This is a genomic window from Pseudomonas sp. F007, from assembly GCF_057814275.1.
The window spans coordinates 429,434-443,210 of the sequence record NZ_JBVATA010000005.1 but is presented as its reverse complement, the minus strand read 5'-3'; the positions used below and the strand labels follow the sequence as shown (position 1 = coordinate 443,210).

Here is a 13,777-nt window from a genome sequence, read left to right as displayed (position 1 = left end):
ATGCCACCGAAACTTAAAGCTGGCAGTTTTCACTGCGAGCTGAGCCCGCGCGCACTTGAAATGTGGAACCCGGATATCCGCGCCGCGCTAGAAGTTGGGACTGAGACCATCACCATGTATGGGGTGATCGGTGAAGACTGGTGGGGTGAGGGCGTTACGGTAAAGCGGGTTGATGCAGCACTGCGTGCCATTGGTGATAAGCCGGTCACCGTGTACATCAACTCGCCAGGTGGCGATATGTTTGAGGGGATCGCCATCTACAACCGTCTCCTCGAGCACTCGCAGGAGGTCACCATCAAGGTGTTGGGGTTGGCGGCCTCGGCAGCCTCAGTGATCGCCATGGCCGGCGCCAAGCGGGAAATTGCCAAGACCGCATTCTTGATGATCCACAACTGTTGGACCTACTTCGCTGGCAATCGCCACGCGATTCGGGAGCTTGCAGACTCTATGGAAGAGTTCGATCGCGCCATGATCGGTCTCTATGCTGACACCAGTGGCCAGGACGAAAAGACCGTAGAGAAGATGCTTGACGCTGAAACCTACATGAACGGTGCGAATGCACTGGAGAAGGGTTTTGCAACAGGTCTGATCTCGGCGGCCGAGGTCAAGGAAGCGCCGGATGATCAGCAAGCCCAGGCCCACGCCGCTCGCAAGATGGATGCTGCATTGGCCAAGTCTGGTATGACGCGCTCAGAGCGCAGAAAACTCATTTCTGAAATCAAGACCGGCATGCCTAGCGCTGCTGGCGGCGACACGCTTCGCGCTGTCGTGCCGGGTACGCCTCGCGCTGCCCTTGATGTATCTGCGTTTGAAGAAACCGCTCATCAGGCCTCAGCGCTCCGGAATCTGCTTCCGGGCCTCTAGCGTCTGGTTTCGCAACCGATTAACAACCGCCCGCGTGGCGGTTTTTTCATTTCTGAAAGGACCCAAACATGCCCGTCGATCTTTCCCAAATCGAAGCTTCGCAGAAGCAAACCCAAGCGGACCTGAAAGCTGTAGGCGATCAGATCAAAACCTATGCCGAGCGCACCGAGAAGGAAATCAAAGCCTCCGGAGAGATGCAGGCGGAAACCCGTGGCAAGGTGGACGAATTGCTGCTCAAGCAGGGCGAGCTCCAGGCCCGAATGCAGGAAGCCGAGCAGAAGCTGGTCAATGCCGGCAAACAGCATGAACCGGAAATTCAGCAGTCGGCCGGGCAACTGGTGGCGGCCAAGATCAGTGAAGAAGGGCTTACCAGTTCCTTCCGCGGTTCTCGCCGGGTTGAAGTGCCACGCGCCGCCATTACCTCTGCGCCCAATTCGGGCGGTGCTCTGGTGGCGCCGGAGCGTGGCGGCGTTATTCTCGCACCGCAACGTCGCCTGACTATTCGTGACCTGGTCGCCCCGGGTACGACCAACAGCAATGCTTACGAGTACGTGCGTGAAACGGGCTTTACCAACAACGCTGCAGTTGTCGGTGAGGGGATGGCCAAGCCGTACAGCGATCTGAAATTCGAATTGGATAATGCCAACGTACGGACGATTGCCCACCTCTTTAAAGGCAGTCGCCAGATCCTGGATGACGCGGCGGCGCTGCAGAGTTTCATTGATGCCCGAGCTCGTTACGGCCTGCTTCTGGCTGAAGAAGCTCAGCTGCTGTATGGCAATGGCACCGGCAACAATCTGCACGGGATCATCCCACAGGCGCAGGTTTACGCAGCTCCAGCCGGTGTTGTCGTTCAGGCTGCGCAACGGATCGACCGCATTCGCTTGGCCCTCTTGCAAGCGACTCTCGCTGAGTTTCCGTCGACGGGTGTGGTGCTCAATCCCATCGACTGGGCGGCCATTGAACTGCTGAAAGATGGTGAAGGCCGCTACATCATCGGTAAACCTCAGGAAGGTACCTCTCCACGCCTTTGGAATCTGCCGGTGGTTGAAACGCAAGCCATCGTCCAGGACCAGTTCTTGGTCGGTGCTTTCAGCCTGGCCGCGCAGATCCTGGACCGCATGGGTATCGAGGTTCTGGTCTCCACCGAGAACGACAAGGATTTCGAGAACAACATGGTGACTATCCGTGCAGAAGAGCGTCTGGCCTTCGCTGTGTATCGCCCTGAAGCATTCGTGACTGGCGATCTGACCGCTCCTTAACTCGCACATAAATAGGGTTCCGTCCATTGGCGGAGCTCTAATCCTGGGAGATCTACCCATGAGTCGTTCCAAGGTCAAAGCAGCTGGCGATGTTGTTTCCGGTCAGAACGAAACCGTTTTGACAGTCACGTTGAACCAGCCAGCTGCTGAGGCGGATACCAAAGAAAGTACTGGCGCGCTGGATGAAGGTACCCAAACACTAATCGCTGACGCTGACGCTGACGCTGACGCTGACGCTGACGCTGACGCTGACGCTGACGCTGACGCTGACGCTGACGCTGACGCTGACGCTGACGCTGACGCTGACGCTGAGCCCCCGGCAGGTCCATTCGTCACTCTCTACCCATTGCGCAGCTACTTGGATGGGAAGGAGATCCGGCGTGCCGGTGGCGCGAGCTACAAGTCGCCCAAGCACGAGGCAAGTCTTTTGATCGCCAAGGGCCTGGCGTCCGATGAAGACCCGAAGGCCTAACATGAACGTAATCTCGACAGACGACGCACTGCGCCATCTCAGGGCTGAAGATGAGGATCGGGCCGACGTCGAGCAAATGCTGGCCGCCGCGGAAGACAGTGCAGCGCAATTTCTCAATCGGCGGTTTTATGCAGATGCGGCTGCGTTGGATGCTGCGGTCCTGAGCGGCTCCGCCGGTTCGAAACCGATCTTGATCAATCCTTCCATTCGAGCAGCGTGCTTGCTGATTCTGGGAAACCTTTACAGCAACCGCGAAGACACGTTGGTGGGTGACGAGTTCAGCAGCATGCCTGCCGGATCTCGGTCACTGCTGACGCCGTATCGAATCGGGTGGGGGATCTAATGGCTCGTGGCGCAAACCAGCTTCGTGAACCGCATACCGGCGAGCTCAACAGGCGTATCACCCTCCGACTCAGGTCGGATGTGCCTGCTCTGGATATGGGCCTGGAACCGGTGTTTTCTGAGCCTAGAAAACGCTGGGCGAAGATAGAGCCTGTCGGGACCGCGATATACGCCAACGGGGTGCAGACAGACAACAAGATCACCCACCGCATCACCCTACGCTACCACCCGGGTATTACCGAGGCGCACGAAGTGGTTCATGGGGAAACGCTGTACCGGGTTAAACGCAGCGCCGATTTGAATGGCTCGCACCGGTTTACTGTCCTCGAGGTGGAGGATGTGGGGCAACTCAAAAATGGAGGCGAGATCTATGTCTAACTCTGCTTCGATTGACGGTTATCTGCACGTCGAGGGCTTCGATAGTTTCGAGCGCGACGCCTTCGACAAGCGGAAGATTCGAGCGGGAATGCGCAAAGTCGGCTTGCTGGTCACCCAAAAAGCGCAGATGAACCTGGTGTTGGGCAAGGATCAGGATGGCTATCCGATCAACCGCACCGGTGAGACGGTCCACTCGATTAGTTTCAAGGTCTCGCGCTCCGGTTTTCTGGTTCGGATATCCCCGACAAAAACCGCATCGATGGAAGAGTTTTACCCAGCTTACCTGCACTACGGGGTAAAGAAGGGTCGGCGGCCCGGAAAGCTTGCGCCGGGCAAAGGGAAGGGAAAGTCCAACCGTCGAGCCAAGGGGGCTCGCGCTCGCTTAGTTGCCGAGCGTGCCGCTGGCGAATGGCGTATCGCACCCCGTAACAACTACATGGCCGACGCCCTGCAAGATTCTGCACCGCAAGTTCAGTCAATCCTGTCTGCGGCGTTCGCGGCCGCCCTGGGCTGATCGTTTAACCCTCTGGATACCTCCATGAAACTGAATCCTATCGTTGCTCACCTTCGAGCGACATGCCCGAGCTTTGCCCAAAGGATCTCCGGCGGCATCGACTGGGACGCCGTCGTTGAGAGCGCCAAGCTCGCGCTGCCGGCAGCGTACGTAATTGCCTCGGCAGATGTTGCGACGCCGAGCAAAGCCCAGAACGTCACCGTCCAGGACATCACCGACCAGTTCAGTGTGGTCATCGTCCTTGAGCCTACCGATGAGCGCGGGCAGGACGCCAATGATCTGCTTCACGATCTGCGTGCCGAACTCTGGCGGGCGCTGGTGGGCTGGGAGCCCGGCGCCGAGTACAGCCCGATCGAATATGGCAAGGGAGCGCTGTTACACATTAGCCGTGCTCGGGTGGTGTACCAGTTCAACTTCATCGCCGAGTTTCAGTTAGGCCGCAACTCCAAGTCGGATCCGCCCGAGACTTGGCAAGAACGCGAGCTGGACGGCCTGCCCCCGCTTGAGGGGCTGAACATTGATTACGACCTAATCACCAACAGCGGCGCGCCTGACGGCCGTGTCGAATTTCATACGCGCGAGGATTTACCCCAATGACGCGACTTTTTGTGACGCTGGGCGAGGGCCGCCAGGTTCCCGACTTGGAGAACGGCGGCAAGCTGTTGCTGGCCGGCGAAGTCCACTCAGTGCCGAATACTGCCTATTGGCAACGTCGGCTGAAAGATCAAGACGTGATCACGGCGGATCCGCCTGCAGAAGAAGCGCAATTGCCTGAGCCGGTGAATCAACCGGAACAGCCGCCTGCTGAACCTAAAGCCGCTAAGCGGAGTGCCGCCAAATGAACCTGAACACCATTCCGGCCGATATCCGCGTGCCGCTGTTTTATGCCGAGGTCGATAACAGCCAGGCCAATAGCGCTACATCGAGCATGCCGCGCTTGATTGTCGCCCAGGTCAACGATGATTCGACTGCCTTGGAGATTGGTCAGCTGACGCTGGTATCGACCCTGGGCCTTGCCAAAAGCATCGGCGGCGTTGGTTCGATGCTGGAGCAGATGTATGACGTTTGGCGCCGCATCGATCCGGCGGGCGAAATCTGGTGTTTGCCGATCAAGGGCGCCGGCGCCCAGGCTGCCGGCAAAGTCACCATCACCGGCGCGGCGACAGAATCGGGCCTGCTGAATCTGTACATCGCGGGTACCCGCGTGCGCGCCGTGGTGCCCAGCGGTGCGACTCCGACCCAGGCGGCAGCGGCCTTGGCCGCCGCCGTCAACGAGGCCGGGCTGTCGGTGTCGGCCGTTGCCGCGCTCGGCGTGGTGACGCTGAGCTGCAAGTGGGCCGGTGATAGCGGCAATGATATTTCGCTGCAGATGAATCGCTTGGGGCGCAACGACGGCGAGGCTACCCCGGCCGGGTTGGTGGTGGCGCTGACGGCAATGGCGTCCGGCGCGGGATCGCCGGACGTGGGCGCGGTGCTTGCCAGCTTGGGTGATGAGCCGTTTGAGTTCATTTGCTCGCCCTGGACGGATGCCACGACGCTCAACGCCTGGAAAGAGTTCATGGACGACTCAACCGGGCGTTGGAGCTGGGCTAAGCAGCTTTATGGGCATGTGTACGCCGCCAAGCGCGGCACGCTCGGGCAGTTGGTTGCCTTCGGCGTTACGCGTAACGATCAACACACCACCACTTACGGCTTTGAGGTCGGCTGCCCCGGTCCGTTCTGGCGTGAGGCGGCGGCCTATGCCGCGCGCACAGCGGTGTTTATTTCCGCCGATCCGGCGCGACCGACACAAAGCGGCGAGCTGAACGGCAGCCAACCGGCGCCGGCGGGGTCGCGCTTCTCGCTGCCTGAACGGCAATCGTTGCTGACCCATGGCGTTGCTACGGCGAGCTACAGCGGTGGAGCGATGCGCATCGAGCGCGGTGTAACCAGCTATCGGGTGAACGCGTTCGATCAGCCGGATGATTCGTATCTGGACAGCGAGACGCTGCACCAATCGGCCTATGTGATCAAGTACCTGAAAGGGCTGATCACCAGCAAGTATGGGCGTCACAAGCTCGCCAATGACGGCACGCGTTTTGGTGCGGGCCAGGCCATCGTCACGCCGGTGGTGATTCGCGGCGAGCTGATCGGCGCCTATTACGCTCTGGAGCGCCTGGGCATTGTTGAGAATGCCGAAGCGTTCGCCAAGTACCTGATCGTCGAGCGATCCAGCGAAAATCCGAACCGCCTGAACATTCTGTTCCCGCCGGATCTGGTGAACCAGTTGCGGATTTTCGCGCTGCAGTATCAATTCCGCCTGCAGTACGCAGCCTGATTTAACGAACGTCGAAAGCTCGCCGAGTGCGGGCTTTTTTGTGGGAGAACGCAATGGGCAAAAAAGTAGCCGGCACCGTCTACGCCAAAGTAGATGGCGGCCAGGTCACTGTCACAGGGGGCGTTGAATGCCCGCTGAGTGACGTTAAACGCGAAACCGTGGCGCCGGGTTATTTCAAAGAAGAAGACTTGCCGGCGTATGTGAAGTTGACCGCGGTCGATGATCCGGACTTGCCGATTCAGCAGCTTATGACCGCCACCAATTCGACGATCACTGTCGAGTATGCCAACGGTCGGGTCTATGTCCTGTCGGGCGCGTACATCGTCGGCGAGCCGTCGACCAAGGGCGACGAAGGCACGATTGATTTTGAGTGGAATGGCGATAAAGGGGTATGGCAATGATTGAGCATGAACTGAGCAAGTCGATCCAGGCGCACGGCGAAGAAGTTACCCGCATCACCCTGCGCCGGCCGACCGTTCCAGAGTGCCGGGCCATCGGGAAGCTGCCTTATGTCATCGCCAAAGACGAAGCCGTGACCATCGATCTGGAGACGGCCGCCAAATACATCGCGATTTGCGGCGCTATTCCGGCGCCATCGGTCAATCAGCTGGATCTGAACGACTTGAACGGCCTGGCGTGGGCGGTGGCGGGTTTTTTCTTGACGCCGGCTTCACAGGCAAAGCCGGTGACGGAACCGAGCTAAGCCAGGTCGTTGAAATCGTCTACGACCTTGCCTGGTTCTGGAAGGTCGACCCTGAACACATGATGAGTCGGCCGCTTGACGTGCTGCAGGAGTCTTTGCAGCACGCGCAGCGCATTAGTGCGGCCGTGGCGCCGGGGTAGTTATGGCAGATAAGTTTCAGCTAAAAGCGCTGATTACAGGCGTCGACAAGTTGTCGCCTACGCTCGCCGGCATTCGCAAGAACGTCGCCGGCTTTCGCAAGCAACTCGATAAAACTGGCTTGGGCAGCATTGGCTTTTCCGATGTGGTCCAGGGCGGCGCACTGGCGGCCCCGTTCATTGCCGGGGTGAATGAGGCGATCAAGTTTGAATCGGCCATGGCCGACGTGAAGAAGGTCGTCAACTTCGACACACCGGCCCAGTTCAAGCAAATGAGCCAAGACGTGCTGGACCTGTCCGAAGCGCTGCCGATGAGTGCCGAGGGTATTGCACAGATTGTCGCGGCGGGTGGTCAGGCGTCGATTCCTCGGGAGGAACTCAAGGCCTTTGCCACGGACGCGGTGAAAATGGGCATTGCCTTTGATCAGACCGCCGAGCAGTCCGGCGACATGATGGCGAAGTGGCGAACCTCGTTTAAGTTGACGCAACCGGAAGTCGTCGCGCTGGCCGACAAGATCAACTACTTGAGCAACACCGGTCCGGCGAACGCGCAGCAAATTTCCGACATCGTGACGCGCATTGGTCCGCTGGGTGAAATTGCCGGCCTGGCGTCGGGGCAGATTGCGGCCATGGGCGCCACCCTGGCCGGGGTGGGCGTGCCCAGCGAAGTGGCGGCGACAGGCATGAAAAATTTCATGCTGGCCCTGACTAAGGGCGCATCCGCCACCAAGGCGCAGAAGGCCGCATTCAAGGCGCTGCGGGTCGACACCAAGCAACTGGCTGAGGGCATGCAGAAGGACGCCCAGGGCACGATGCTGGACGTGCTGAACCGTATCGCCAAGGTCGACAAAACCAAGCAGGCCGGACTGTTAACCGAGCTGTTTGGTACGGAATCGGTCGGGGCTATTGCGCCGATGTTGACGAACCTGGACCTGTTGAAAAAGAACTTCGCCAATGTCGGCGACGAATCGGCCTACGCCGGCTCGATGCAGCAGGAATATGCCTCTCGCTCGGCCACCACGGCGAACGGGATTCAGTTGCTGCGCAACCGGATTGCCAGCGCCGGCATCACGCTCGGCACGATTTTTTTACCGCCGCTCAATGAGGCGCTGACCACGCTGGGGCCGATGATCAGCCAAGTGGGTGATCTGGCTGCAGCCAACCCGTGGCTAGTCAAAGGACTGTTGGGCGCGGCTATCGGTTTCACAGTGCTGCGGGTGGCGGTGATGGCTTCCATGATGGCAATGAAAGTGTTTAGCGCAGTCGTTGGCATGAGTCCTATTGGGCTGATCGTGCGCGGCATCGCCTTGGCTGCCGGCCTGTTGATTGCCAACTGGTCGACGGTGGCACCGTACTTTGAGGCGGTGTGGGAGAAGATCCGCGCGCCGCTGTCGACGTTGTGGGAGCTGTTCAAAGCGGTGTTTGCCTTTACACCGATGGGCATGATCGTCGCGAACTGGGAGCCTATCGTGGCCTGGTTCAAAGGGATGTATGAGCGGATCAGGCCGTACCTTGAGCCGCTGATGGAAATGGGCGAGTGGATTGGTGGAAAGCTCGGGATCGTGACCACTGGCGGCGCGGTGGCAGCGGGTGGCGGTATGACCGCTGCGCCCAGTCCGCTGGTGTCCTCGGGTTTGCCAAGGTCACTGGCAACGCCGGCCGGGCAATCGCCGGGGTCGTCGCTGCTGGCGCAGGCGGCCGCCAGTAGTCGGGCCAATCTGGACGGCTCGCTGGTGGTTCGCTTTGAAAATGCGCCGCCTGGCATGCGTGCCGATCCTGGGCAAAGCAATCAGCCTGGCATGTCCATCACGCCGCGCGTGGGTTATCGAAGCTTGGGCGGGGGTACTGAGCAATGAGTGAATGGCGCGACCGTAAACAAGGCGCCTCCTTTCGGGGGGTGCCGTTCTGGCTCGATGCCGATAGCGTCAATGTCGGCCGGCGGACGCAGTTGCATGAGTTCCCCCAGCGGGATCAACCCTTTGTCGAAGACTTGGGCCGGCGGACGCGGCAGTACAAGTTCACCGGCTTTGTGGTGGGGGATGACTGCCTGTTGCAGCGGGACAAGTTGCTGACGGCGCTGGATACACCCGGGGCGGGCGAGCTGGTCCATCCGTGGTTTGGTCGTCTGACGGTGACGGCCGGTGAATGTGAGGTGTCCCATGCGCGCAATGAAATGGGCATGGTGCGCTTTAGCCTGGTGTTCATCGACGGCATGTTGGTGTTCCCGGTCCAGGCGCCGAACACCCGGCGGCTATTGTTGGCCCAGGCGCCGAGCTTGCTGGATTCGATCAAGCGTCGATTCCGTGAGGCCATGGCTACGGTGGATCTGGCCCGGCAACGGGTCAACGCGGTGCGCGCGGTGGTATCGGGGGCGTATGCCTTTGCAATCAATTTCCTCAAGCCCGTCACGTCACTGGCTTCGGATCTGGATGCGCTGGTGTACTCCCTCGTTAATGCGCCGGATGCCTTCGCGGCCAGTCTGACCAGTGACATTGCCAGCCTGGAGCGCACGTTTAGCGGTTACGGCGCTGATGGTTCGTTTACGGGCAGCAGCGCCAAAGCATCGGGGGTGGCGGCGCTGCAGGCATCCGCCGTGGTACCCGATGACCCTGACCTGGCGGTGATCCAGGCGGCAGTGATCGGGCTGATTCAGGACGCGGCGCTGTTGGACTTGCTGCTAGACATGGCGCAAATCCCGATAGCCATCGCACCGGTGGTCAGTGAGCCGGCGGATCTGGACGTGCAGCTGGAGCAGCAAGGGGCAACCGTTGCGGCGGGAAGCTCGGCAACGGCGCCCGTTCCGATTGCTGATGATGTTTTGGCTGTCCGTGATGCGATCAGTGAGGCGTTGTGGGCTGTTGCCGGGGAAAGCTCGCCGGAACATTTCGGCGCGCTGAGCGAGGCGCGTACGGCTCTTGATCAGCACCTGACCGAAGTGGCGCGCAGCGGAGTGAGCCTGCGCACGTACGCGCCCCTCGAAACCGTGCCGGCGCTGGTATTGGCCTACGCGCTGTATGGCGACGCCCAGCGCAGCAGCGAAATCGTTACGCGTAACGGCGTAAGGCATCCGGGGTTTGTCCCGGCCACTGAACTTCAAGTAGCGAAAACCTAACCATGAGCGAGCTGAACAAGGTCACTCTTAGCGTGGGTGGGCACGATTACGCCGGTTGGAAAAGCGTCAGCATCAGCGCCGGCCTTGAGCGGCAGGCGCGTGACTTTAACCTGGGCATCACCTGGCGCTGGCCGGGGGGTGGCCCGGTGCCTGTCAGGATCCGACAGGGTGAGTTGGTTGAACTGAGGATCGGTCAGGATCTGCTGTTGACTGGGTATGTCTTTAGCACGCCGATTCGCTATGACAGTGAGTCAATCACCTTGAGCATTGCCGGGCGCTCGAGCACGGCGGATCTGGTGGACTGCGCGGCAATCAATCAGCCCGGGCAATGGCGCGGGCAAAACGTGAAAACCATCATTGCCGCGATTGCCGCTGAATACGGCATCAAGGTCGTGAATGATGCCGGCCTAACCCTGGGCCTTGAGGATCACACCATTGAGCCAGGTGAGACGGCATTTGAAAGCATCGACAGGCTGTTGACGCTTTCCAGGCTGTTCAGCACGGACGATGCCCAGGGCCGCTTGGTGATTGCTAAGCCGGGCAGTGCGGGCCGTGCGGTGGATGCGCTGGAGCTGGGCAAGAACCTGAAGGAAGGGGAAACCAATTTGGACTTTTCCAATGTGTTTTCCGAGTACATCAGCAAGGGCCAGCGCAGTGGCACCGATGACAGCTTTGGCATCGAAGCCAGCGAGGTGCAAGCCTCGATTGTTGATGAGCGCATCACCCGCCGGCGGGTGAAGGTCATTCAGCAGTCCGGCCAGATGACCGAGGCCATCGCGCGGCAGCGGGTCGAGTGGGAGCGGGCGAACGCGGTCGGCAAAGCCCTTGAGGTCAGCTACACCCTGCAGGGTTGGCGGCAGAGCAACGGCGAACTGTGGCGGCACAACATGATTGCGCGGGTGATCGATCCGTTGATTGGGTTTGATCGCGACATGCTGATCAGTGAAATCAGCTATGAGCTGAGCGCGACGGGGACCACAGCAAAAATCACCGTGGCACCGCCGGAATCATTCCTGCCTGAGCCGAATGATGCCTATGAGAAGCGCAAGCTGCAAAAGGGCAAAGCCACGGACAACTTTGAATACCTCATTCCAGCGGACTACAAGCCATGAAAAACCGCATAGCGAACCTGTTGGCGCGTGGGGTGGTGGCCCTGAGTAACTCGGCCAGCAAACTGCAGAGCCTGCAGCTACGGCTAACGGCCGGCGAAGTCAAAGACAACATGGAGCACCTTGAGCCATATGGCTTCACGGCAAGCCCCTTGGCGGGCGCTGAGGCGCTGGCCGGGTTCTTTGGTGGGGATCGTAGCCATGGGGTGGTTATCGTTGTTTCTGACCGTCGCCACCGACTTGTTGGGCTAAAGCCGGGCGAGGTTGCCATCTACACCGACGAAGGCGACCGAATCCACATGAAGCGCGGTCGAGTGATCGACATTGAAACGGTGACGCTGAACGTCACGGCGTCAGGGTCGGTGAATTTCGATACGCCACTGATCAGCACCACCGGGCGCATTGAGTCCGCCGGTGATCAGGTCGCCGCCGGGGTGAGCCAAATCAATCACCCGCATTCGGATGTTCAGCGAGGCGATGGTCAAAGCGGCCCGCCAGTCGGAGGTGGCGAATGAATCGCGAGGACCTGTTGCGCCGTTCCGTAACCATCAGCCTGTTCACCTGGCGCCGTGCTGGCCCTGACGACGTGCTGGACGATGCCGATCGGCAAGGCTGGTGGGGTGACAGTGTGCCGTCGGCGGCGGGTGACAAGATCGGCTCTCGGCTGTGGCTGTTGTGCCGTCGCACGTTGGTGGCGGACACGCTCAAGGATGCCAAGGCTTTCGCGGAGGAAGCGTTGGCCTGGCTGGTCGATGATCAGGTGGTCACGGCCGTTACGGTAACGGTCGAGCGCCAAGGTGTTGACCGAATGAATGTGCGGGTTGAGCTGGTAGAGCAAAACGGCGAGACGCTGCAGCTGGCTTTTGAAGACGCTTGGAGTTTGATCAATGCAGTATGAGACGCCAACGCTGCCGGCGCTGATCAAGCGCATTGAGGCGGACTTTGAACGAAACGCCCCGGACGCGCTGCGCCGGGGTGATGCCAAGGTGACTTCGCGGGCGCTGGGTGGTGCGGCCTATGGGATCTATGGCTATCAAGACTGGATCGCCCGCCAGTCCAACCCGGCCACCTGTGATGAGGAAATGCTGTTGCGCTGGGCGGCGTGGCGCCTGGAAGGCGGGCGCAATCTGGCGGTAGCGGCAAAGGGTGGGGCGGCGATTGTAGGTGCTGCCGGCTCGCTGGTGGACGCTGATCAGGTTTATCAGCTGCCCGATGGCCGCCGTTATGTGGTCACGGAAACCGCGCGGCTGGTCGATGGCGCGGCGACGTTGAAGCTACGGGCCGAAAACGCTGGCGTTACGGGTAACGTACAGGCCGGCACCTTGACGGCGGTTACGCCGGTGATCGGGGTCAGCGCTACGGCCACCATTGGCGCCGATGGGATCGTGGGCGGCACGGATCTGGAAAGTATCGAAGCGCTACGCCTGCGGGTTCAGGCGGCGTTCAAGAACCCCAGCAAGGTCGGAAACGGTGACGATTTTGTGGAGTGGGCGTTGGAGGTTCCGGGTGTTACGCGGGCCTGGGCACTACCGCGCTGGATGGGGCCGGGCACCTTTGGCCTGGCGTTTGTGCGTGATGGTGATCCCGACATTATCCCAACGCCTGAGCAGGTCGCCGAGGTTCAAGCCTACCTGGACAAGAAACGCCCGGTCACGTCTGAGGTGTATGCCCTGGGCGCTGTGCCGCGCACCCTGAATTTCAATCTGCGGGTTAAGCCCGACAGCACTGCGCTGCGGGCCGCTGTTGAGAAGTCGTTGCGGGTGCTGGTCGATGACGAAGGCGGGCCGGGTCAAATCCTGCTGGGCACTCATATTCATTCGGCGATCAGCAACACCGCCGGCGAGGTCGATCACACGTTGATTGCCCCGGCCGGTGATGTGGTGATGGGCGCCAATGAGGTGGCGGTGCCGGGGGTGTTCACATGGGCTTGAGTGAGGCGGACTACTTCCAGCAGCTGCGCCAGTTGTTGCCCCCCGGGCCGGCGTTCGATCTGGAGCAGCAACCCGATATCGCGCAACTGCTGGCCGCGCTGGCCCCTGAGCTGGCGAGGGTCGACGGCAACGGTGAGGCTTTATTGCTGGAGCTGAACCCGGCTACGGCAACGATCCTGCTGCCGGTGTGGGAAGGCTATTTGGGCCTGCCTGACCTTTGCGTGGTGCCCGGATCGCAGACGCTTGAAGAGCGCCGCGCGGCAGTGATCGACAAGCTCACTGCCACCGGCGCGCCTCAATTGGGTTACTACCGCAAGCTGGGCCGGCGAAGTGCTATCCCCTTGCTGATCGAGGAGTTTCAGCCGGCCCGGGTGGGGCCTGCCAATGTCGGCGATTTTTTGTATGGGGATGCCTGGCCCTGGAGCTGGATCGCTTCGGCCCCGCTTGAGGCTTACGGCACAGCCCAGGCGGCCACGCTCAATTGCCGCCTGCAGCGCGACGCGCCGGAATACACGGACGTTTTGCTGGCCTTTGGCCGTGAGCAGGTCGACGGCATTGCGCTGAAGGTGGACGAACTGTTTACCGCCATTCATTACACCCTGCCGGCCGCCGTCGCGGGGATCGAGGATCTTTAAA

The 13,777-nt window shown here is 60.5% G+C and carries 18 protein-coding genes; 17 read left to right on the top strand and 1 reads right to left on the bottom strand.

The genetic code is table 11. The features are described from left to right. The gene (locus ACZYR5_RS14855) at positions 1-864 is read left to right on the top strand and encodes a head maturation protease, ClpP-related (RefSeq protein ID WP_489090717.1); all 864 of its coding nucleotides are present in this window, start codon (positions 1-3) and stop codon (positions 862-864) included. A gap of 68 nt (positions 865-932) precedes the next feature. Continuing rightward, a complete protein-coding gene (locus ACZYR5_RS14850) occupies positions 933-2,126 on the top strand; it encodes a phage major capsid protein (RefSeq protein WP_489090716.1) in 1,194 nt (397 codons plus the stop codon). A 199-nt stretch (positions 2,127-2,325) separates the two neighbouring features. On the opposite strand, the gene ACZYR5_RS14845 is transcribed toward ACZYR5_RS14850, so the two are convergent. Further along, entirely contained in the window at positions 2,326-2,541 is a 216-nt protein-coding gene (locus ACZYR5_RS14845) for a hypothetical protein (RefSeq protein WP_489090715.1), read from the bottom strand. 58 nt (positions 2,542-2,599) lie between these two features. On the opposite strand from ACZYR5_RS14845, the gene ACZYR5_RS14840 reads away from it, so the two are divergent. From ACZYR5_RS14840 to ACZYR5_RS14770, 15 genes are all read left to right on the top strand, one after another. After that, complete coding sequence (locus ACZYR5_RS14840; RefSeq protein ID WP_489090714.1) at positions 2,600-2,941, top strand: head-tail connector protein; 342 nt, start codon at positions 2,600-2,602, stop codon at positions 2,939-2,941. After that, entirely contained in the window at positions 2,941-3,318 is a 378-nt protein-coding gene (locus tag ACZYR5_RS14835; protein ID WP_489090713.1) for a phage head closure protein, read from the top strand. The genes ACZYR5_RS14840 and ACZYR5_RS14835 overlap by 1 nt, the downstream gene beginning before the upstream one ends. Further along, positions 3,311-3,832, top strand: coding sequence for a hypothetical protein (locus tag ACZYR5_RS14830; protein ID WP_489090712.1), 522 nt, complete (start codon positions 3,311-3,313; stop codon positions 3,830-3,832). The genes ACZYR5_RS14835 and ACZYR5_RS14830 overlap by 8 nt, the downstream gene beginning before the upstream one ends. A 24-nt stretch (positions 3,833-3,856) precedes the next feature. Continuing rightward, on the top strand, positions 3,857-4,429 hold the full coding sequence (locus tag ACZYR5_RS14825) for a phage tail terminator protein (protein ID WP_489090711.1): 573 nt from the start codon (positions 3,857-3,859) through the stop codon (positions 4,427-4,429). Then, the gene (locus ACZYR5_RS14820; protein WP_489090710.1) at positions 4,426-4,674 is read left to right on the top strand and encodes a DUF2635 domain-containing protein; all 249 of its coding nucleotides are present in this window, start codon (positions 4,426-4,428) and stop codon (positions 4,672-4,674) included. Before ACZYR5_RS14825 ends, ACZYR5_RS14820 begins: the two co-directional genes overlap by 4 nt. After that, entirely contained in the window at positions 4,671-6,149 is a 1,479-nt protein-coding gene (locus ACZYR5_RS14815; protein ID WP_489090709.1) for a phage tail sheath subtilisin-like domain-containing protein, read from the top strand. Before ACZYR5_RS14820 ends, ACZYR5_RS14815 begins: the two co-directional genes overlap by 4 nt. Positions 6,150-6,202: 53 nt before the next feature. Then, entirely contained in the window at positions 6,203-6,550 is a 348-nt protein-coding gene (locus tag ACZYR5_RS14810) for a phage tail tube protein (protein WP_489090708.1), read from the top strand. Further along, positions 6,547-6,852 carry a phage tail assembly protein gene (locus ACZYR5_RS14805; RefSeq protein WP_489090707.1) on the top strand — a complete coding sequence of 102 codons (306 nt, stop codon included), beginning with the start codon at positions 6,547-6,549 and terminating at the stop codon, positions 6,850-6,852. The genes ACZYR5_RS14810 and ACZYR5_RS14805 overlap by 4 nt, the downstream gene beginning before the upstream one ends. 142 nt (positions 6,853-6,994) lie before the next feature. Next, complete coding sequence (locus ACZYR5_RS14800; RefSeq protein WP_489090706.1) at positions 6,995-8,845, top strand: phage tail tape measure protein; 1,851 nt, start codon at positions 6,995-6,997, stop codon at positions 8,843-8,845. Further along, positions 8,842-10,101, top strand: a complete 1,260-nt coding sequence (locus ACZYR5_RS14795) for a DNA circularization protein (RefSeq protein WP_489090705.1) — start codon at positions 8,842-8,844, stop codon at positions 10,099-10,101. The genes ACZYR5_RS14800 and ACZYR5_RS14795 overlap by 4 nt, the downstream gene beginning before the upstream one ends. Before the next feature lie 2 nt (positions 10,102-10,103). After that, a complete protein-coding gene (locus ACZYR5_RS14790; protein ID WP_489090704.1) occupies positions 10,104-11,213 on the top strand; it encodes a phage baseplate assembly protein in 1,110 nt (369 codons plus the stop codon). Further along, on the top strand, positions 11,210-11,725 hold the full coding sequence (locus tag ACZYR5_RS14785) for a phage baseplate assembly protein V (RefSeq protein WP_489090703.1): 516 nt from the start codon (positions 11,210-11,212) through the stop codon (positions 11,723-11,725). Before ACZYR5_RS14790 ends, ACZYR5_RS14785 begins: the two co-directional genes overlap by 4 nt. Next, on the top strand, positions 11,722-12,108 hold the full coding sequence (locus tag ACZYR5_RS14780; RefSeq protein WP_489090702.1) for a phage GP46 family protein: 387 nt from the start codon (positions 11,722-11,724) through the stop codon (positions 12,106-12,108). The genes ACZYR5_RS14785 and ACZYR5_RS14780 overlap by 4 nt, the downstream gene beginning before the upstream one ends. Beyond that, positions 12,098-13,141 carry a baseplate J/gp47 family protein gene (locus ACZYR5_RS14775; RefSeq protein ID WP_489090701.1) on the top strand — a complete coding sequence of 348 codons (1,044 nt, stop codon included), beginning with the start codon at positions 12,098-12,100 and terminating at the stop codon, positions 13,139-13,141. Before ACZYR5_RS14780 ends, ACZYR5_RS14775 begins: the two co-directional genes overlap by 11 nt. Then, positions 13,132-13,776, top strand: a complete 645-nt coding sequence (locus tag ACZYR5_RS14770) for a putative phage tail protein (protein WP_489090700.1) — start codon at positions 13,132-13,134, stop codon at positions 13,774-13,776. Before ACZYR5_RS14775 ends, ACZYR5_RS14770 begins: the two co-directional genes overlap by 10 nt. Position 13,777 lies beyond the last annotated feature (1 nt).